The organism is Streptomyces sp. NPDC024698, assembly GCF_055559015.1.
In genome coordinates this window covers 392,667-409,918 of record NZ_JBVHLK010000006.1, presented here as the reverse complement: position 1 = coordinate 409,918, position 17,252 = coordinate 392,667, and the positions used below count along the sequence as shown (strand labels likewise).

At 72.2% G+C, this 17,252-nt stretch carries 13 protein-coding genes and 2 pseudogenes; 8 read left to right on the top strand and 7 right to left on the bottom strand.

The features are described 5' to 3' along the window. Positions 1-91: 91 nt before the first annotated feature. The 4 genes and pseudogenes from ACZ4AA_RS17450 to ACZ4AA_RS17435 form a co-directional block, all read right to left on the bottom strand. A complete protein-coding gene (locus ACZ4AA_RS17450; protein ID WP_467602239.1) occupies positions 92-1,057 on the bottom strand; it encodes a sensor histidine kinase in 966 nt (321 codons plus the stop codon). Positions 1,058-1,439: 382 nt separating this feature from the next. Further along, a pseudogene (locus tag ACZ4AA_RS17445) lies at positions 1,440-1,715 on the bottom strand (multicopper oxidase domain-containing protein); the annotation flags it as partial. Between the two features lie 625 nt (positions 1,716-2,340). Further along, on the bottom strand, positions 2,341-3,696 hold the full coding sequence (locus tag ACZ4AA_RS17440) for a fibronectin type III domain-containing protein (protein WP_467602237.1): 1,356 nt from the start codon (positions 3,694-3,696) through the stop codon (positions 2,341-2,343). A gap of 812 nt (positions 3,697-4,508) precedes the next feature. Continuing rightward, a complete protein-coding gene (locus tag ACZ4AA_RS17435; RefSeq protein ID WP_467602235.1) occupies positions 4,509-5,096 on the bottom strand; it encodes a PepSY domain-containing protein in 588 nt (195 codons plus the stop codon). A 146-nt stretch (positions 5,097-5,242) separates the two neighbouring features. Between ACZ4AA_RS17435 and ACZ4AA_RS17430 the strand changes: the two genes are divergently transcribed. From ACZ4AA_RS17430 to pntB, 4 genes and pseudogenes are all read left to right on the top strand, one after another. After that, positions 5,243-5,905, top strand: coding sequence for a response regulator transcription factor (locus ACZ4AA_RS17430; RefSeq protein ID WP_467602233.1), 663 nt, complete (start codon positions 5,243-5,245; stop codon positions 5,903-5,905). Between the two features lie 653 nt (positions 5,906-6,558). Next, a pseudogene (locus ACZ4AA_RS17425) lies at positions 6,559-7,614 on the top strand (sensor histidine kinase); the annotation flags it as partial. A 331-nt stretch (positions 7,615-7,945) separates the two neighbouring features. Beyond that, the gene (locus ACZ4AA_RS17420; RefSeq protein ID WP_467602231.1) at positions 7,946-9,499 is read left to right on the top strand and encodes a Re/Si-specific NAD(P)(+) transhydrogenase subunit alpha; all 1,554 of its coding nucleotides are present in this window, start codon (positions 7,946-7,948) and stop codon (positions 9,497-9,499) included. A gap of 6 nt (positions 9,500-9,505) precedes the next feature. Beyond that, positions 9,506-10,960, top strand: a complete 1,455-nt coding sequence (gene pntB, locus ACZ4AA_RS17415) for a Re/Si-specific NAD(P)(+) transhydrogenase subunit beta (protein WP_467602229.1) — start codon at positions 9,506-9,508, stop codon at positions 10,958-10,960. Positions 10,961-11,152: 192 nt separating this feature from the next. Here the strand turns inward: pntB and ACZ4AA_RS17410 are convergent, their stop codons facing one another. Next, the gene (locus ACZ4AA_RS17410) at positions 11,153-12,028 is read right to left on the bottom strand and encodes a PhzF family phenazine biosynthesis protein (RefSeq protein ID WP_467602227.1); all 876 of its coding nucleotides are present in this window, start codon (positions 12,026-12,028) and stop codon (positions 11,153-11,155) included. Between the two features lie 166 nt (positions 12,029-12,194). On the opposite strand from ACZ4AA_RS17410, the gene ACZ4AA_RS17405 reads away from it, so the two are divergent. Together ACZ4AA_RS17405 and ACZ4AA_RS17400 are read left to right on the top strand one after the other, a co-directional pair. Next, complete coding sequence (locus ACZ4AA_RS17405; RefSeq protein WP_467602488.1) at positions 12,195-12,866, top strand: HEAT repeat domain-containing protein; 672 nt, start codon at positions 12,195-12,197, stop codon at positions 12,864-12,866. Between the two features lie 3 nt (positions 12,867-12,869). Next, positions 12,870-13,874, top strand: coding sequence for a MerR family transcriptional regulator (locus ACZ4AA_RS17400; protein ID WP_467602225.1), 1,005 nt, complete (start codon positions 12,870-12,872; stop codon positions 13,872-13,874). 150 nt (positions 13,875-14,024) lie between these two features. On the opposite strand, the gene ACZ4AA_RS17395 is transcribed toward ACZ4AA_RS17400, so the two are convergent. After that, on the bottom strand, positions 14,025-14,558 hold the full coding sequence (locus tag ACZ4AA_RS17395; protein ID WP_467602223.1) for an immunoglobulin domain-containing family protein: 534 nt from the start codon (positions 14,556-14,558) through the stop codon (positions 14,025-14,027). A gap of 205 nt (positions 14,559-14,763) precedes the next feature. On the opposite strand from ACZ4AA_RS17395, the gene ACZ4AA_RS17390 reads away from it, so the two are divergent. Together ACZ4AA_RS17390 and ACZ4AA_RS17385 are read left to right on the top strand one after the other, a co-directional pair. Next, positions 14,764-15,264, top strand: coding sequence for a GNAT family N-acetyltransferase (locus tag ACZ4AA_RS17390; RefSeq protein ID WP_467602221.1), 501 nt, complete (start codon positions 14,764-14,766; stop codon positions 15,262-15,264). Positions 15,265-15,439: 175 nt separating this feature from the next. Further along, positions 15,440-16,135: a DUF4232 domain-containing protein gene (locus tag ACZ4AA_RS17385; RefSeq protein WP_467602219.1), complete on the top strand. Its 696-nt coding sequence runs from the start codon at positions 15,440-15,442 to the stop codon at positions 16,133-16,135. Positions 16,136-16,207: 72 nt separating this feature from the next. Here ACZ4AA_RS17385 and ACZ4AA_RS17380 read toward each other — a convergent pair whose 3' ends face one another. Beyond that, entirely contained in the window at positions 16,208-17,116 is a 909-nt protein-coding gene (locus ACZ4AA_RS17380) for an aldo/keto reductase (protein WP_467602217.1), read from the bottom strand. Positions 17,117-17,252: the final 136 nt, after the last annotated feature.

The window sequence follows — 17,252 nt, the reverse complement described above, 5'->3', positions numbered from 1 at the left end:
CACTGGCCGGACGGCACGTCCAGGGTGTCGCCCCGCCGCCGTCACCGGCAGCCTCGCTCTTGGGGGGCGGGGCCCCCTCAAAACGAGGGGGTCAGGAGGGGAGGGGCAGCACGGTGCGCACCTCTGTGCCGCCGTCGGCGCGTTCGGTGACCGTGACCTCGCCGCCCAGCTCGCTCGCGGTGTCCCGGATGAGCTGGAGTCCGAGATGGCCGGTGGTGCCGAGCGCGCTGCCCGGTCCCTTCCCGTCGTCCGTGACCACGACGAGCAGGTGGTCCTGGTCGCCGGTGACGTCGATCCACGCCCGGCCGGCGTCGGAGTGCTTGAGGATGTTGGTGACGCACTCGCGGGCGCAGCGGTAGGCCGCCGCCACGAGATCCGGCCCCAGCGCGGCCCGCACGGAGACGGTCGGCGAGACGGTGATGCCCTCCCGGCGCAGACGTTCGGCGAGCAGTTCGACCGCCTGCGGGAGTCCGTCCTCGATCAGGTCCGGCGGGTAGATGTCCACCATCAGCGTACGGAGCGAGCCGACGGCTCCGCGCAGCACCTCGGAGATCCGGTCGAGCATGCCGCCCGTGGCCGCAGGGGTGCCGGCCGGCAGGTCGGACCGGACGGCCGCCAGCGCGTACCCGGCACCGGCGAGGTCCTGGACCACACCGTCGTGCAGATCGCGGGCGATCGCGCGCCGCTCGCGCTCCGACGCGGTGAGCGCCTTGCGGAGCAGCCGGCTGCGCTCCGCGTCGGCCTGGCTCACCCGGCGCAGCAGTTGCACCGAGACCGGGAGCTGGGCGACCAGCAGAAGCAGCAGGGCCAGGATCGAGAAGGGGACGAGGGTCCGCATCAGCTCCTCGCGTGCGGTGGCGACCCGCTCGTCGGTGGAGTACACCTCCAGGGCCAGCCGTTCGCCGGAGTCCAGGTCCAGGGGGACGTAGACCTCCACCAGGCGGGTGCCGCCGTGGGGCTCGGTGATGTTCTCCTCGTCGGAGAGGTCGGTGAGGTCGGCCCAGCCGGCGTGCCCGTCGATGGTCCTGCGCACGTCGTCGTTGAGGGGGAAGGACATGCCGATGGCCTGGGGCTCGTTGGAGTAGGGGCTGCGGCATGAGGCCCGCGTCCGTGCCGATGAAGACGAACGGGTCGCCGGTGCTGAGCGAGAACCGGTAGCCGCGCGAGATCGAGCCGTTGAGGATCCGGAAGCGGTACTTGCGCCGCTCGACCTTCATCACCGGCCAGGGCCGCCCGTTGACCAGGATCACGTCGCCGAAGACCCCGGAGTGGCCGCCGTCGTCGTACAGCAGCTGTCCGTCGCGGTCGAACATGGCGTCGCGGACGATCAGCGGGACGTCGTAGCGGCCGTGCGGGATCGGCAGCGACTGCTCCAGGGAGTCGTGCATCGTGTACATCGCGGCCAGGCCCATGTAGGCGTTCTCGGCCGTGTGGTGCACACCGTGGTCGTGGTACCAGAGCGTGCGCGCGTCCTGGGAGTTCGGGTAGTGGTAGTCCTTGTACTCGCCCGTGCGGGTCACGTCGCTGGCGTAGCCGTCGTACTCCGGCAGCGAGGCCGACCCGTGCAGATGGACCGAGGTCCACGACTCGTACCCCAGGCGCGGATGCACCGCGGGCAGCTGGTTGATGTGCCGGACGACGGCGGGCCGGCCCCGGGTGGCCCGGATCGTCGGGCCGCCGAACGTCCCGTCGTACGACCAGGTCTCGGTCTTCATGCCGGGCAGGATCTCGGTCAGCGCACTGCGCATGGTGACGCTGTAGTAGTCGGTGGTGCTCGACCGTGCGACCGGTACCGCCTCGGGCGGTACGGCGAACGGCACGGTGAACGGCTTGGGGAACTTGCTGACGGCGATCCGGTCCGAAGCCGTCTTGGCGCGTACGACGCGTTCGAACGGCAGCGCCAGGGCCGCGGACGCGAGGACGCCGTATTTCACCAGGTCACGCCTGGACAGCGCGTTGTCGTGCATGTGCTGGGTTCACCCCCATGGTGGGCCGCCGTGACGGCGGCTCGGGCACCCCGCCCTCCCCCATGGAGTCGCGGGTGCCCTGGTCTTCTCGGGTTCTCGGTACTGCGGTGTGTGCCGGAGGTGCGGTGGGGCTCGCGGCGGTCGTGTCTCCCGGCCGCGGGGCGGCTCGCGGTGTTCCTGAACGCACCGCTGAGGGACACGACCGGACGGGCGGGGTGCGGGCGGCCGGTGGAGGGGGTCCACCGGCCGCCCGGCAGGACAGGTACGGCCTGCGAAGGAGGGGATGCCTTCGGCCGCCCTGCCCCGGCGGGCGCCCGGCCGGTCGGTGTTCGCGGCACGACGAACACTCCCCGCCGGGGCGCCGGTCGGCCGGCTAACCGTTCGGCACGGTCACCGATTCGAGGACCCCGCCCTTGTCAGAGGAGATGTGGACGGGACTGGGGTTCCTGGTCGTGGCGGGGCCGGTGCGCAGCCGCAGGCTCCAGGTGCCGTTGACGGCGCCCGCGGCAGGCGGTTGCACGATCACGGCGGAGGCGAAGACCTCACCGTTCGGCCCGCCGATCCGCAGGGTCAGCGACGCGCCGGGAATCGATCCCGTGCCTTCGAGTCGGAGGTCTCCGGACTTCCACTTCGCGAGGGTGATCGCGATCTTGTCGACCGCGGGCGCCTTGGGCGTGACCTCGACCGAGGTGGACGCCGCTCCGTTGCCGACCGCGTTCACGGCGACGACGCTCACGGTGTACTTCGTGTCGTTCTTCAGCCCTGTCAGCAGCACGCTGGACGCGCTGGCTCCGGCCGTGGTGGTGAGGGGCGCACCGGAGGCGGGCGTCGCGGTGATCTCGTAGCCCGTGACCGGGGAGGTGCCCGCGTCCGCGGGTGCCGTCCACCGCACCGTGGCACTCGCGTTGGAGCCCTGCGCGGTCACCGACTGCGGAGCGCCCGGCGCCTTGGCCGCACCGAAGGTGTACTTCTCCATCCGCGCCTGCGAGGCGTTGCCCGCCGCGTCGAAGGCCACGAACCGCAGGGTCCTGGGCCCGTCGGAGGCCTTCAGGTCGAACGGCCCGGTGTAGAGCGTCGCCACGGGTCCGGTGGTGCCCGCCTCCAGCGGGTCGGAGCCGTCGAGCGTGTAGTAGATCTCGGCGCTCGCCTCGTCGGCGCTGAGCGTGACCGTGGTGTCGGCCGTGTACAGGCCGCCGGCGGGCTTGGCCGTGACGGTCGGCGGTGTGGAGTCCGCCGACGCGGTGGCGCCCGGCAGCGCGGGCGGCCAGGACTCACCTGCCTCTCCGAACGACCGGACCTCGATCCGCTTGCCCTCGACGGAACCCGGCAGGGTCACCGAGGTCGCGTCCGGGTCGTTGACGCGGACGCCGGTCTCGCCCTGCACGCCCTTCTTGCTGAGCCGGTCGACGGCCCGCACGGTGTAGCCGAGGATCGGCGCCGCGCCCGGGGTCGGCGCGGACGGGGTCCAGCTCACCTCGGTCGTGTCGCCCTGGTCGTGCACGACGACTCCGGTCGGCGCCGCCGGTCCCTGCTGGACCGCTCCGGCCGGGCAGCCGCCCATCCCGGGTCCTCCCACCTCGCCGAACTCCGAGATGGTCTCGCCCTGGGTGTTGCCGTCGGGGTCCTGGTCCTGCCAGGTCGACACGGTGTACAGGCCATCGGCCGCGACGGCCGCGGTCTTCTCGTTCAGGAACTCGTACGTCGCGGTGAAGCCGCCGTCCGCGGCCACGCGCAGGCCGGAGGAGTAGCCGCCCTTCGGCGCGTTCGCCAGGGCGCCCGGAACGGGCCCGTACGTCGCGCCGTGCCACCTCGGTGTTCCGCAGGGCCGGTTCGATGATCCGGTGCTCCAGGAACGCCGGGTCGACCTCGGGTCCGAGCCGCCCGTGGATCACCAGGGTCGTCGGCGTGGTCAGGGCGCCTCCGGTGACGCCGACATCGAGGGCCGTGGCGTCGGCGGCCACCACGCCCCCGAACCTCACCGACACGACGTCACCGGCGCGGATGTCGGGCGTCACCTGGAGGCCGCCGCCCGCGCCCCAGCACAGGCCGCCGGGGTGGTTCACCTCGATGGCCGGGTTGCCCGCCGCGATCGACTCCGCCGACGCCATGGTGCCGCTCGCCGAGCCGACGAGGCCGGCATGCGGGCGCTGCACCTCGATGGTGACCTGCTTGCCCGCGTACTCGGAGAACCCGTCGACCGAGACGAAGTCCCGGTCCGGGAAGATGGTGATGTTGTCCGGGAAGGCCGGAACGGCCGCGTGGGCGGTGACCGGTGCGACCGAAGCGCTGATCACCATGCCCGAGATGACGAGGCCGGCGGCGGCCTTGCGCCTGCCTCCGCCCCGCGCGAACTTACTCATGACGACGTCCCCTCCTTGGCCGTACCCGGACCGGGCTGCGCCGGGCGGTCGGCAGCGATGAGCGGACGCCAGCCTGCCCAACGCGCCGCCGTCCCGGCAGCCTTGTCTTGGGCACCCGCCCCTCCCCAATCTGGAGGGGTCGTCGTCGTGCCGGGCCTCTACCGGGGAGGTCGGAGAGCCCTCAGCGGTCGTCGCCGCCGTGGCCGCCCCGGTGCCGGTCGCGGCCACGCCCACCGTCGTCACCGCCGTGGTCCTCCCCCGCGCTCGGGTGGTCGTCACCCCCGACGTGGACGCCGTGGTCGTCACCCGGAGCGTCGTCCTGTCCGCGGGTTCCACGACCGTGGTCGTCTCCGGCGGTGGGCGCGCCGTGGTCGTCCGTTCCCGAACGCACGACGCGGTCGTCGCCATGACGGTCGTCGCCGCTCCGGTCCAGGGTGACGGCGCCGGTGCGGACGTCGACGCGCACCTCGCGGCGCACCTGGTCGGCGCCGACGAGGTGCACCTCCCAGTGACCGGAGTGGTCCGCGTCGCGTTCGACCCCGACGACCGTTCCCGGGTACCGCTTGCGCGCGGCGGCCGCCGCTTCGGCGGCCGTCAGGGAGTGGGACGAGGGTGACATCGAGGGTGCCGGCGAAGCCGTGGCGGACGGCCGGTCCTCGGGACCGCCGCCGTGCCGGTCGGTGCCGCCCGTCGCGAGCGCCGAGTATCCGCCGCCGCCGACGAGTACGGCGGCCACGAGGGCTGTGGTGATGGATGCGGTGCGCTTCATGTCGAGCCTCCCCGACCGGACAACTGCCCGGCCTGTGTAGTTTCTGTGTCCTGCTTGCTGGGTGACGCCAATGTGCCTGGGCAAAGCTGAAGGGGACCTGAAGCCACCTGAAGATCCCTTCAGGTTCCGTTTGGGAGGCTGGGCACATGCGCCTGTTGATCGTGGAGGACGAGACGCGGCTCGCGCTCTCGTTGGCGAAGGGCCTGCGGGCCGAGGGTTTCGCCGTGGACGTCGTGCACGACGGGAACGAGGGCCTGCGGCTGGCCTCCGAGGACGTGTACGACCTGGTCGTGCTCGACATCATGCTGCCGGGCCTCAACGGCTATCGGGTCTGCGCGGCCCTGCGCGCGGCGGGCCACGAGGTGCCGATCCTGATGCTCACGGCCAAGGACGGCGAGTACGACGAGGCGGAAGGTCTGGACACCGGCGCCGACGACTACCTGACGAAACCGTTCTCGTACGTCGTGCTGGTGGCACGAGTCAAGGCGCTGCTGCGCCGCAGCGGCTCCTCCGGCGCGTCACCCGTCCTGCGCGTCGGGAGTCTCGTCGTCGACACGGCCACCCGCCGGGTGTGCCGGGACGAGACGGAAGTGACGCTCACCGCCAAGGAGTTCGCCGTGCTGGAACAGCTCGCGACCCGGGCCGGACAGGTGGTCGGCAAGCCCGAGATCCTCGAACACGTCTGGGACTTCGCCTACGACGGCGACCCGAACATCGTCGAGGTGTACGTCAGCACCCTGCGCCGGAAACTCGGCACGGAGACGATCCAGACCGTGCGCGGCGCGGGCTACCGGATGGTGGCCTCATGACACGGCGGCTGTTCGGTTCGGTGAAGGCCACGATGGTCCTGTGGGCCACCGCCGTGGTGACGGTCGCGCTGGTCGGCGCGGGGATCGCGGTGTTGGTGTCCCTGCGTGTGAACCTCACCGAGCAGGCGCAGAACGAGGCCAACGACACGGCCCGCAGGATCGCCCTCGGGGTGGCCACCTGGCGCGGAGGTGACGCCCGGCTCACGCTGCCGGAGGGCGCGCGGGAGGGAGTGCCGGTGCAGGTGACGGACGAGGAGGGCCGTCTGCTGGCCGTCGGCGGAGGGCTGGAGAGCATCAGCGGCACCGGAGTGACGGCCGTCCGTGTGCCGCGGAGCACCGCCTCCCCCGCCGCCTCCTCCCCGGCCGTGTCCGCCTCCCCGACACCGGCTCCGGCCCCCGCCACACAGCTCGGCACCACGTCGGCCGACGACCACGGCGGCGGCCGTGGCCGTGGCCGTGGCCGGGACCGCGGTGGCGACGACGGTGCCTCCGACGACAACGGCTCGGGCAGCCACGGCTCGGACGACGGCGGTACGGACAACCACGGTACGGACGGCCACGGCGCGGACGACCACGGTGCGAGCGGCGGCCCGACGCCCCAGGCCGGTGACCCGGCCATCGGGACCATCGGCGACACCGTCCAGGAGGGTTCCGGTCACGCCGTGATCGACGGGCGGCGTGCCCCGTACCGCTTCGCCACCGTCAAGGCCACCGATCTCGGCGGGCGGACGGTGCTCGTCCACGCCGGGGCGCCCCTGACGGCGCGCGAGAGCGCCGTCCGCAGCGCCGCGGTGGCGATGCTGGCGGGACTGCCGCTCGTGCTGCTGGTGGTCGGCGGTGTGACCTGGCTGGTGACACGGCGCGCCCTGGCCCCCGTCGAGGGCATCCGGCGCGAGATGGCGGCGATCACCGCCTCCGAGGACCTCTCCCGGCGTGTGCCGGAACCCGCCTCGCACGACGAGGTGGCCCGGCTCGCCCGCACCACCAACGAGACGCTCACCGCGCTGGAGGCCGCCGTCGACCGCCAGCGCCGCTTCGTCGCCGACGCCTCCCACGAGCTGCGCAGCCCCATCGCCTCGCTGCGCACCCAGCTCGAAGTGGGCTCGGCACACCCGCAGTTGCTGGATGTGCCCGGCGCGGTCAAGGACACGGAGCGGTTGCAGCACCTCGCCGCCGATCTGCTGCTGCTCGCGCGGCTCGACGCCGGAGAACGGCCGGGACAGGGGCGGGTCGACCTCGGCAAGCTGGTCGGCGAGGAGACGGGCCGCCGCCCCCCGGGTCGCACGCCGGTGTCCTTCCCTTCCGGCGGGGCCCGTCAAGTGACGGGATCGCGGGGTCAGTTGTCCCGGGTGATCGCCAATCTCCTGGACAACGCGCAGCGGCACGCGCGCACCGAGGTCGTCGTGCGCGTGGCGGACGAGGGCGACCAGGTCGTCCTCACGGTCGCGGACGACGGCGACGGTGTGCCGGGCACGGAGCGTGAGCGGATCTTCGAGCGGTTCGTACGGCTGGACGACGCGCGCGCCCGCGACGACGGCGGCGCCGGGCTGGGCCTGGCCATCGCCCGCGACGTGGTGCGGCGCCACGGCGGCACGCTCACCGTCGGCGAGGCTCCGTCCGGCGGGGCCCTGTTCGCACTGCGGCTGCCGGCCGCGACCGCCCCGCTTCCTCACACGCACGCGACTCCGGAGCCTGCCCACGAGTCCTGACGGCCGGAGGCGCCGCCCGGTAGAGCCTGGCCCCGGTCGCCCTGATTGTCGGGAATTCCGGTGTCCGCAGAGGGAATCGGCGAGATCGGCCGAGGTCCCTCCCTCTACCCACTCCTGAGGCGCCGAAACGGCGGGGAGCCTGTTCAGAGCGGTATCCGGGCGCCTCGGTCGTCGTGTTGTCCGCAACATGCCTTGCGTGAAACAAGTCACGGCGGCGCCCTGTGCCAAACAGGCAGCTCCTGCATGTAAGTTCCTGCGTCCAAGGGGCGTGGACTCCCCCTGATCGAACATTCGTGCCCGCACATTTGCGCCCCCCGAGGGAGACATCGCCATGCCCGCACAAGAATCGGCCCACCACCCGCCCCAGCACATCGGAGTAGTCGCCGAGTCCACCCCCGGGGAGACCCGTGTCGCGGCGACGCCCGCCACCGTGCGTCAGTTGGTGGGACTGGGCTACGAGGTCGTCGTCGAGTCGGACGCCGGTACGGCGTCGGGCTTCACGGACGAGGCCTACTGCGCGGCGGGCGCACGGATCGGAGACGCCTGGCGGACGGACGTCGTCCTCAAGGTGAACTCCCCGTCGTCGGCCGAGATCGCGCGCGTGCCCGACGGCGCGACGCTGATCGGGCTGATCGGCCCGGCCCAGCGGCCCGACCTCCTCGCGGAGCTCGCCGGCCGGCCCATCACCGTACTGGCGCTGGACGCGGTACCGCGGATCTCGCGCGCGCAGTCCATGGACGTGCTCAGCTCCATGGCCAACATCGCCGGCTACCGGGCCGTGATCGAGGCGGCGCACGTGTTCGGGCGCTTCTTCACCGGCCAGGTGACGGCCGCGGGCAAGGTCCCGCCGGCGAAGGTGCTGGTGGCCGGGGCCGGTGTGGCCGGGCTCGCCGCCATCGGCGCCTCCTCCAGTCTCGGCGCGATCGTGCTGGCTACCGACCCACGGCCGGAAGTGGCCGACCAGGTACGGTCGTTGGGCGGCGAATACCTCGGGGTGAACGTCGCCCAGGAGGAGAGCACCGACGGGTACGCCAAGGCGACCTCCGCCGACTACGACCGCGCCGCCGCCGAGCTGTACCACCAGCAGGCGAAGGACGTCGACATCGTCATCACCACCGCGCTGATCCCGGGGCGCCCCGCCCCGCGTCTGCTGACGGAGGAGGACGTGGCGGCGATGAAGCCCGGCAGCGTCATCGTCGACATGGCCGCCGCGCAGGGCGGCAATGTCGCGGGAACCGTCGCGGGCCGCATCGTGGTCACCGACAACGACGTGACCATCATCGGCTACACCGACCTCGCGTCCCGGCTGCCCACCCAGGCCTCGCAGTTGTTCGGCACCAACCTGGTGAACCTGATCAAGCTGCTGACGCCCGGCAAGGACGGGCGGCTGGTCGTCGACTTCGACGACGTGGTCCAGCGGGCGGTGACCGTGGTGCGCGAGGGCGAGGTCACCTGGCCTCCGCCGCCGGTGGCCGTCTCGGCCCCGGCCGCCCCCAGGCCCGCCCCCGTGGCCGCCGCGCAACCGAAGGAGTCGCGGCTCACCCCGTCGGCCCGCTTCGCCCTGATCGGCGCCGGCATGCTGGCGATGTTCGCGCTGGTCGCCTTCGCGCCGGCGCAACTCGCGGCGAACTTCACGGTGTTCACGCTGGCCGTGGTGATCGGCTACTACGTGATCGGCAAGGTGCACCACGCGTTGCACACACCGCTGATGTCCGTCACCAACGCGATCTCCGGGATCGTGGTGATCGGAGCGCTGCTCCAGATCGGGCACGAGAGCGCGGTCGTCACCACGCTCTCGTTCGTGGCGATCCTGCTGACGAGCGTGAACATCTTCGGCGGCTTCGCCGTCACCCGCCGCATGCTGTCCATGTTCTCGAAGGGCTGAGCCGCCATGACGTCAACCACAGCCTCACACGCGGCGGACCTGGTCGCGGCCCTCCTGTTCATCCTCAGCCTGGCGGGGCTGTCCCAGCACCGCACGTCCCGCGCCGGTGTCGTGTACGGCATCGCCGGGATGGCCCTCGCCCTGGTCGCCACCGTCGTCCTCGCGGCGCAGAGCATCACCGCGGGCGCGGTCACTCTGATCGTCGTCGCGATGGTGCTGGGTGCCGGGATCGGCATCTGGCGGGCGCGGCGGGTCGAGATGACCCAGATGCCCGAACTCATCGCCGTTCTGCACAGCTTCGTCGGTCTCGCCGCGGTGCTGGTCGGCTGGAACAGCTATCTGGAGGTCGAGGCGCACGGTGCCGCGCAGTCCCACGTGACGGCCGACCTGCTCCGGATCCACCACGCCGAGGTGTTCATCGGCATCTTCATCGGCGCGGTCACCTTCACCGGCTCCATCGTCGCGTTCCTCAAGCTGTCGGCGCGCGTCAAGTCCCGTCCGCTGGTCCTGCCGGGCAAGAACGCGCTCAATGTCGCGGCGCTGGCCGCCTTCGTGGCGCTGACGGTCTGGTTCACGATCACTCCGAACCTCGGTCTGATGATCGCGGTGACGGTGCTCGCGCTCGTCCTGGGCTGGCATCTCGTCGCCTCGATCGGCGGCGGCGACATGCCCGTCGTCGTCTCGATGCTCAACAGCTACTCCGGCTGGGCCGCCGCCGCGGCGGGGTTCCTGCTCGACAACAACCTGCTGATCGTCACGGGCGCGCTGGTCGGATCGTCGGGCGCCTACCTGTCCTTCATCATGTGCAAGGCGATGAATCGTTCCTTCCTCTCGGTCATCGCGGGCGGCTTCGGAATCGAGGCGCCCTCGGGCGGCGACGAGGAGCAGGGCGAGCACCGCGAGGTCCGCGCCCAGGAGGTGGCCGAGCTGCTGACGCAGGCCCGGTCGGTCGTGATCACCCCCGGCTACGGCATGGCCGTGGCGCAGGCTCAGCACCCGGTCGCCGAACTCACGCGTCAGCTGCGGGAGCGGGGCGTGGAGGTCCGCTTCGGCGTCCACCCCGTGGCCGGCCGGCTGCCCGGGCACATGAACGTGCTCCTGGCCGAGGCAAAGGTGCCGTACGACATCGTCCTGGAGATGGACGAGATCAACGACGACCTCGCCGACACATCCGTCGTCCTGGTCATCGGTGCCAACGACACGGTCAACCCGGCCGCGGAGGAGGATCCGGGCAGCCCGATCGCGGGCATGCCGGTGCTGCGGGTGTGGGAGGCGGAGCACGTCGTCGTCTTCAAGCGCTCGATGGCCTCCGGCTACGCGGGCGTGCAGAACCCGCTGTTCTTCCGCGAGAACAGCGGCATGCTGTTCGGCGACGCCAAGCAGAGCGTCGAGGACATCCTGCGCGCCCTTCCCTCCGACCCGCGCACCCAGGCGTCGAGCGAGGCGGCCCTCGCCCGCTGAGGTCCGCGCCCCGGGCGTATCGCCTCCACGGCCCCGTGCGTACCGCCTTCGCGCATCCCCTGCCTACCGCCTTCGCGTCACGCACGGCCGCGTCGGCGTCGGCCCAGTGCACGTCAACGGCCCACCGGCTGCCCCTCGCACGCTTGAGTGCGGGAGGGCGGCCGGTGGGCCGCGCGCTTTCTGAACGATCGCCTAGCCGATACGCGTCCCGGCGCCGCTGACCCGGACGCGGGGGTCGCCCGCGCGCAGCGTCACCGTGAGCTCGCCGGGGCGGCCCAGGTCCTCGCCCTGGTGCAGGGTGAGGACGGCTTCCCCGGGAACGAGACCCATCTCACGGAGGTACGCACCGAACGCGGCGGCCGCGGCACCGGTCGCCGGGTCCTCCACGACACCGCCGACGGGGAACGGGTTCCGGACATGGAAGACGTCGGCCGACTCGCGCCAGACCAGCTGGACCGTGGTCAGGTCCAGCCGGTGCATCAGGGCTTCGAGGCGGGCGAAGTCGTAGGCCAGATCGGCGAGGCGGGCGCGCGTGGCCGCCGCGAGGACGAGGTGGCGGGCACCGGCGAACGCGATGCGGGGCGGGAAGGCCGGGTCGAGATCGGTGTCCGGCCAGCCGAGCGCGGCGAGCGCCTCGTCGAGGTCGACGCCGGCGATGTCTGCGAGGTGCGGCTCCACACTGGTGAGCGTGGCCCGGACCCTTCCGTTCTCCTCGACCACGCTGACCGGCACGATGCCGGCCTTCGTGCTGAACACCAGGTCCCCGGGCCCGATCCGCTCGGCGAGCGCGATGGCGGAGGCGACGGTGGCGTGCCCGCAGAACGGCACCTCGGCCTTCGGGCTGAAGTAGCGGACGCCGTAGGCCCGCCCCTCGTGGCCGTCGAGCCCGTCCGGGAGCGCGGTCAGGAACGCGGACTCCGAGTATCCGAGGTCGGCGGCGATGGCCAGCATGTCGCCGTCGTCCAGGTTCGTGGCGTCCAGGACGACACCGGCGGGGTTTCCGCCCTCGGGTTCGGCGGAGAAGGCGGTGTAGCGCAGTACCTCGGGCCGCGGCGCATTCGTTGTCATGATCGCCAGAACAGGGGGCACCCGCCGGCTATTCCGCGGCGGCCACCCGCGTTCCAACGGTCCCGTGTCTTCGCAGCGGCGGCGGAACATCCCCGTCCTCCTGGCACCGCCGTTTGACCTTGACACCGTGGCAAGGACTTCACTGCGTGCCGAGGAGGTGGTCTCGATGACGGTCACGGGACAGGACGCGGACGAGGTACGCATGCTGCGGGCGCTGGAGGACACCAGTTCGTCCGTACGGCTGCGGGCGGCTCTGGCGGTCGGCACCACGCCCGATCCACGCTTCGTCGCCGAGCTCGTCCGGCGCTGCGCGGTCGAGCCCGAGTTCTTCGTCCGCGACATGCTGACCTGGGCGCTCACCCGCCATCCGGTGTCCGTGACCCTTCCCGCGCTGCTCGGCGAGGTCCGCTCCGACCGTGCGCGGGCGCGGAGCCAGGCGCTGCACACCTTGTCCAAGATCGGGGACCGGCGGGCATGGCAGGCGATCACCCCCGCGCTGCTCCACGACCCCGAGGACGAGGTCGCCCGAAGCGCCTGGCGCGCCTCGGTCGTCCTCGTACCACCCGGCGAAGAGACGGTACTGGCGAGGGAGTTGGCGACGCAGCTCGGGCGCGGCGGGAAGGAGACGCAGCTGAGCCTCAGCCAGGCTCTGGTGGCGCTGGGTGAAGTCATCGTGCCGGTGCTGCTCGCCGCGACGCCGGTGTCTGATCCATGTGTGCGGGCGCACGCGCTCGCCACGCGGCGGCTGTTGAGCGATCCGGACGCCGGATTCGCGTCGGCGATCGAGGAGGCGAAGCGCGTCGCGGTCCTCGACGGGCCCGGACACGAGGGACCATGAGACGTGTTGATCGGTGAGGTGGCGCGACGATCCGGGGTCAGTGCCCGCATGCTGCGGCATTACGAGTCGCTCGGCCTGGTACGCCCTTCGGGGCGGACCGGCTCCGGCTACCGGGAGTACTCGGGGGACGACATCCGGCGGATCTTCCACATCGAGAGTCTGCGCTCCCTGGGGCTGTCGCTGCGTGAGATCGGGCGCGCGCTCGACGATCCCGGGTTCACTCCCGCCTCACTCGTCGGAGGTCTCATCAGCCAGACGCGCGAACGCATCGCGGCGGAGACCGAGTTGCTCACCCGGCTGGACAGGATCCGGGACGCGGAACCCGCCGACTGGGAGGACGTGCTCCAAGTCGCCGCGCTGCTCAACGCGTTGACCTCGAAGAGCGCCGACGCGCGGCAGCGTGCTGCGCTGTCCTCGGCCGGTGACGTGCCGGTGCCCGTGGAGGCCTTGGTCGAGGCCGTTCTCGGCGAGACGGAGCCGAACGTCGCCGGGGCCCTTCGCTGGGCGCTCGCGCGCTCCGGCGACCGGGGAGCGGAGCTGCTCGCGGAGGGCCTGGAATCGCCCGAGGCCGCGGTACGGGAACGCGCCGTCCGTTCGCTCGCCGAGATGCCCGGCGCCGAGGCCGCCACCGGCCTGCGGGCGGCCCTCGGGAACGCCGACGCCGTGGTCCGCGGACATGCGGCTCTGGCGCTGGGGACGCGCGGTGTGGCCGATGCCGCCCCGACGCTCATCGACCTGATCGTGGAGGGACGCAACGACACGGACGCGGCGGACGCGTTGAGCCTGCTGGCGGGCGACGCCGCCGCGGCGGACCGGCTGGCGGCCGGGCTCCTCGACCGGCTCGCCGCCCACGGCAAGGAAGCGGCCGCGCGCGGACGGCTGACCCAGGCTCTGGCGGGTATCCCGGGGACGAGGGCCGCGGACGCGCTGGTCGAACTGTCGAAGGACGAGGACCGCGCCGTCGCCGTGACCGCGACCTACCTGCTGCACCTGCGCGACGGGCGATGAGCGACGGGCGATGTCTCCTCGCTCAGGACGGTACGAGGTCGGGGGCGGACTCGGCGGGGGGGACTCGGCGCGGCCGAAGGCGGGGCGGACTCGGCGCGCCCGAGGGCTGGGGGACGCAGCCGTGAATGCCCCGCCGTCGTCGTCACTCCGTCAGCGGCCGTCGATCACGAGGAACTGTCCCTGGCCGTCGTAGTCGACGCGGCAGCTCAGGTTGCCCTCGGCGGAGCAGTTCGGCGCGACCTTGCCGTCCGGGGCGACCGTCGCGGTGACACGGACCTGTCCGGCACCGCCGTCGGACGCGTACACGGCCGTGGAGGGGCCGTCGATCGGCACGGTGACGTTGTAGTTCGGGAAGATGGTGCGGGGGTAGTCGCCGCTGCCCTCGTGCGAAGCGAGCTGCACGCCGGAGAACGGCAGGCGGGGGCCCGTGACGATACGCACCACCGCCGCACTCGCGCCGGGGGCGCCGACCCCCGTCGACGGGGCTCCGTTCCCGTTCCCGGAGCCGACGATGTTGTCGTGACCGACGTTGAAGATGTCGCCGTCCGCGCGCTGGTTCACCGTGGTGATGACGACGAGGGGTCCGTCTCCCTTGCCGGTGGCGACAGCGGTTGCGGCGGTGCAGGGCAGGGCGACGAGGGCGGAGACGAGCAGTGCGGCGGCCCTGGCAACTGTGCGGTTCACAGATCGTTCCTTCGCATTTGTCCGTTGGGTTCGAACATGATCGTAGGAACCGCGCAACCGCTCGTGCGGCATCGTCGCCCGCCCGGGTGGTGTCGCTGCGCCGATCGCCCTACCTCGACGCGTCCCCGCGCCACGACGCGCATCGGCCCCGGTCCCCCGAGGCTCGTGCGGTACCTGCTCCCATCCGCCGTGTGAAGCTTGCGCCATGAAGGATCAACCCGGGATCGTCGTCGTCCGCCGGCCGGACCGGTCCCCTGCCGCCGAGGACGGGCTCCCCGCCCTGCTGACGGCCTATCACCTGCGGACGCAGGCCGAGAAGGGCGAGGCCGTCACCGACGTGTCGGGACTGCCCGACCGCTACCGTGCGGAGATCTCGGACCCGGACACCGCGTTCGCCGACGATGTCGTGCTCATGGCCTTGATCGGGGACACCGCCGTGGGATGCCTGGTGGTGACCGCGCCCACCGATGGACAGTCCGAGGTCAAGCGGCTCTGGACGGACCCGGCGTTCCGAGGACGGGGCATCGCGTCCCGTCTGCTCGGTGCCGCGCTCACGCGGGCCGCCGGCGACGGCGCGAGCGGTGTGCGACTGTCGGTGTGGAGCTGGCGGACCGACGCCATCGCCCTCTACGAGCGCCACGGCTTCACCACCACCGCGTCCTGGGACGCGCGCGATCGGCTGGTCTGCATGCGGCGCTCGGTGTGAGTGCCGTGCGGCCCGGAAGGGCGACCACACCTCCTGGCCAAGTTTGCGTGTAACAGGCTTGTACTACAGGCCGGTTGCGCGGAACGCGGTACCGGGGCCGGTGACTCTTGGTGGTCAGTCACGCTCGCTCGCGGCGAGCCGCCGGCACCACCGACCGACACTGGGGAAGAAAACCATGCGCGTTCACAAGCTCACCCTCGCCACCCTGGCCGTTGTCGCGGGTCTCTCGCTCACGGCCTGCCAGAACGGGGACGACGGTACGGGACAGAGCGCACCGTCCGCCCCGGCCGGTGCGGCGTCCACGAACGGTGGGTCGGGTTCGAGCGGTTCGGATCAGGGCGGCGGTTCCGCCTCGGGCAGTTCGGACCAGGGCGGCGGGACGGGTGGCTCCGGAAAGGGCTCGGCCGGGAAGGGAACGGGTTCCGGGACCGGCACCGAAGGGAGCACCAAGGTCGGCAGGTGCCATACGGACGCGCTGGAGATCACGGCGAAGGACGCCACCGTCGGCGGCGACTCCGAGGGCACCGTCGCGGTCCAGCTGAAGAACCGCAGCGGCCGGGACTGCGTGATCTCCGGGTACGCGGGCGTCGACCTGAAGACGGCCTCGGGATCGCTGTCCGCGAAGCGCACGGGTCAGCAGGCGACCCAGGCGGTCCTCAAGAGCGGGCAGTCGACGGCCTTCGGCATCACCTACCCGTTCAACAACTCGGGCGGCTCGGGCGTCCGCGTCACAGGTCTGCTGGTGACCCCGCCGAACGAGACCAAGACGGTCTCCCTGGCCTGGCCGGGCGGCGCCACGCTGCCGGTCACGGACGGCTCCGGCGACCCGGTGAAGGTCGGCCCGGTCGGCAGCGCCGGCCAGGGCGGCTGACCGTCGCGCCGGGGGTCCCGGATTTCGACGCGGCCCTGTGCGACCAGGCCCCGGGCGGCGGTGGCGGCCTTGCTAGGCTCCAGCCGGCCCGAGCGCGGTGAGGCGGGCCATCTCGTCCTCCGAGAGCCGCAGCGCGCCGGCCGCCACGTTCTGCGCGAGGTGGTCGGGGTCACCGGTCCCCGGGATCGCCAGTACGTGCGGACCCTGCCGCAAGGTCCAGGCCAGCCGGACCTGCGCGACGGACACACCGTGCGCGCGGGCGACGCCGTGCACCACCTCGGCGTCACCGGCGACCGGTCCCGCCTCGCGCCCGGGGCCGGCGATCGCGAAGAACGGGACGAAGGCGAGGCCGAGTTCACCGCAGAGCCGCAGTAGTGCCCGGTCCTCGCTCGACGCCCCGATCCCGTAGGGGTTCTGCACGCAGACGACCGGGGCGATGGCCCGGGCCTCGGCCAGTTGCTCGGACGTGACGTTGGAGACGCCGAGGTGACGGATGAGCCCGGCGTCGCGCAGTGCGGCCAACGCGCCGAAGTGCTCGCCGATCGAGCGGGTCCGCCTGCTCGGAGGCACGCGCAGATTCACCACGTCCAGGTGATCGCGGCCGAGTTGGCGCAGGTTCTCCTCGACCTGACCGCGCAGTTGCGCCGGCTCGGCCCACCACCATGCGCCCGAGGGATCGCGGCCCGGCCAGACCTTGGTGGAGATGACCAGGTCCTCCGGGTAGGGCGCCAGCGCCCGGTTGATCAGCTCGTTGGCGGAGCTCGTCGCCGAGAAGTAGTAGGCGGCGGTGTCGATGTGGTTCACGCCGAGATCGATCGCCCGCCGGAGCACGCCGATCGACCGTTCGCGGTCACGCGGCACACCGCGGTCGAACGGCGCGGTGCCCGTCAGACGCATCGCCCCGAACCCGACGCGATGGACGGTCCGGTCCCCGAGGCGCCAAGTACCGCCGGCGGTCGCGGTGTTCGTCCGTTGACTCATGACGTGGATCTCCTCTTGCGGTGGGCGACGAAGAACGACGGGTGGACACGGCGCGTTCAGGCCGCTCGGCAGCACGAGAGACGCGACGCGGGTCCACCGGCGTCGGGGCGGCAGACAGGCCCCGGGCATGAAAAAA

What these genes read in the sequence shown, in the direction of transcription:
- ACZ4AA_RS17450 (WP_467602239.1), bottom strand. Translation starts at nt 1,057, where the DNA reads ATGTCCTTCCCCCTCAACGACGACGTGCGCAGGACCATCGACGGGCAC.
- ACZ4AA_RS17435 (WP_467602235.1), bottom strand. Translation starts at nt 5,096, where the DNA reads ATGAAGCGCACCGCATCCATCACCACAGCCCTCGTGGCCGCCGTACTC.
- ACZ4AA_RS17430 (WP_467602233.1), top strand. Translation starts at nt 5,243, where the DNA reads ATGCGCCTGTTGATCGTGGAGGACGAGACGCGGCTCGCGCTCTCGTTG.
- ACZ4AA_RS17420 (WP_467602231.1), top strand. Translation starts at nt 7,946, where the DNA reads ATGCCCGCACAAGAATCGGCCCACCACCCGCCCCAGCACATCGGAGTA.
- pntB (WP_467602229.1), top strand. Translation starts at nt 9,506, where the DNA reads ATGACGTCAACCACAGCCTCACACGCGGCGGACCTGGTCGCGGCCCTC.
- ACZ4AA_RS17410 (WP_467602227.1), bottom strand. Translation starts at nt 12,028, where the DNA reads ATGACAACGAATGCGCCGCGGCCCGAGGTACTGCGCTACACCGCCTTC.
- ACZ4AA_RS17405 (WP_467602488.1), top strand. Translation starts at nt 12,195, where the DNA reads ATGACGGTCACGGGACAGGACGCGGACGAGGTACGCATGCTGCGGGCG.
- ACZ4AA_RS17390 (WP_467602221.1), top strand. Translation starts at nt 14,764, where the DNA reads ATGAAGGATCAACCCGGGATCGTCGTCGTCCGCCGGCCGGACCGGTCC.
- ACZ4AA_RS17385 (WP_467602219.1), top strand. Translation starts at nt 15,440, where the DNA reads ATGCGCGTTCACAAGCTCACCCTCGCCACCCTGGCCGTTGTCGCGGGT.
- ACZ4AA_RS17380 (WP_467602217.1), bottom strand. Translation starts at nt 17,116, where the DNA reads ATGAGTCAACGGACGAACACCGCGACCGCCGGCGGTACTTGGCGCCTC.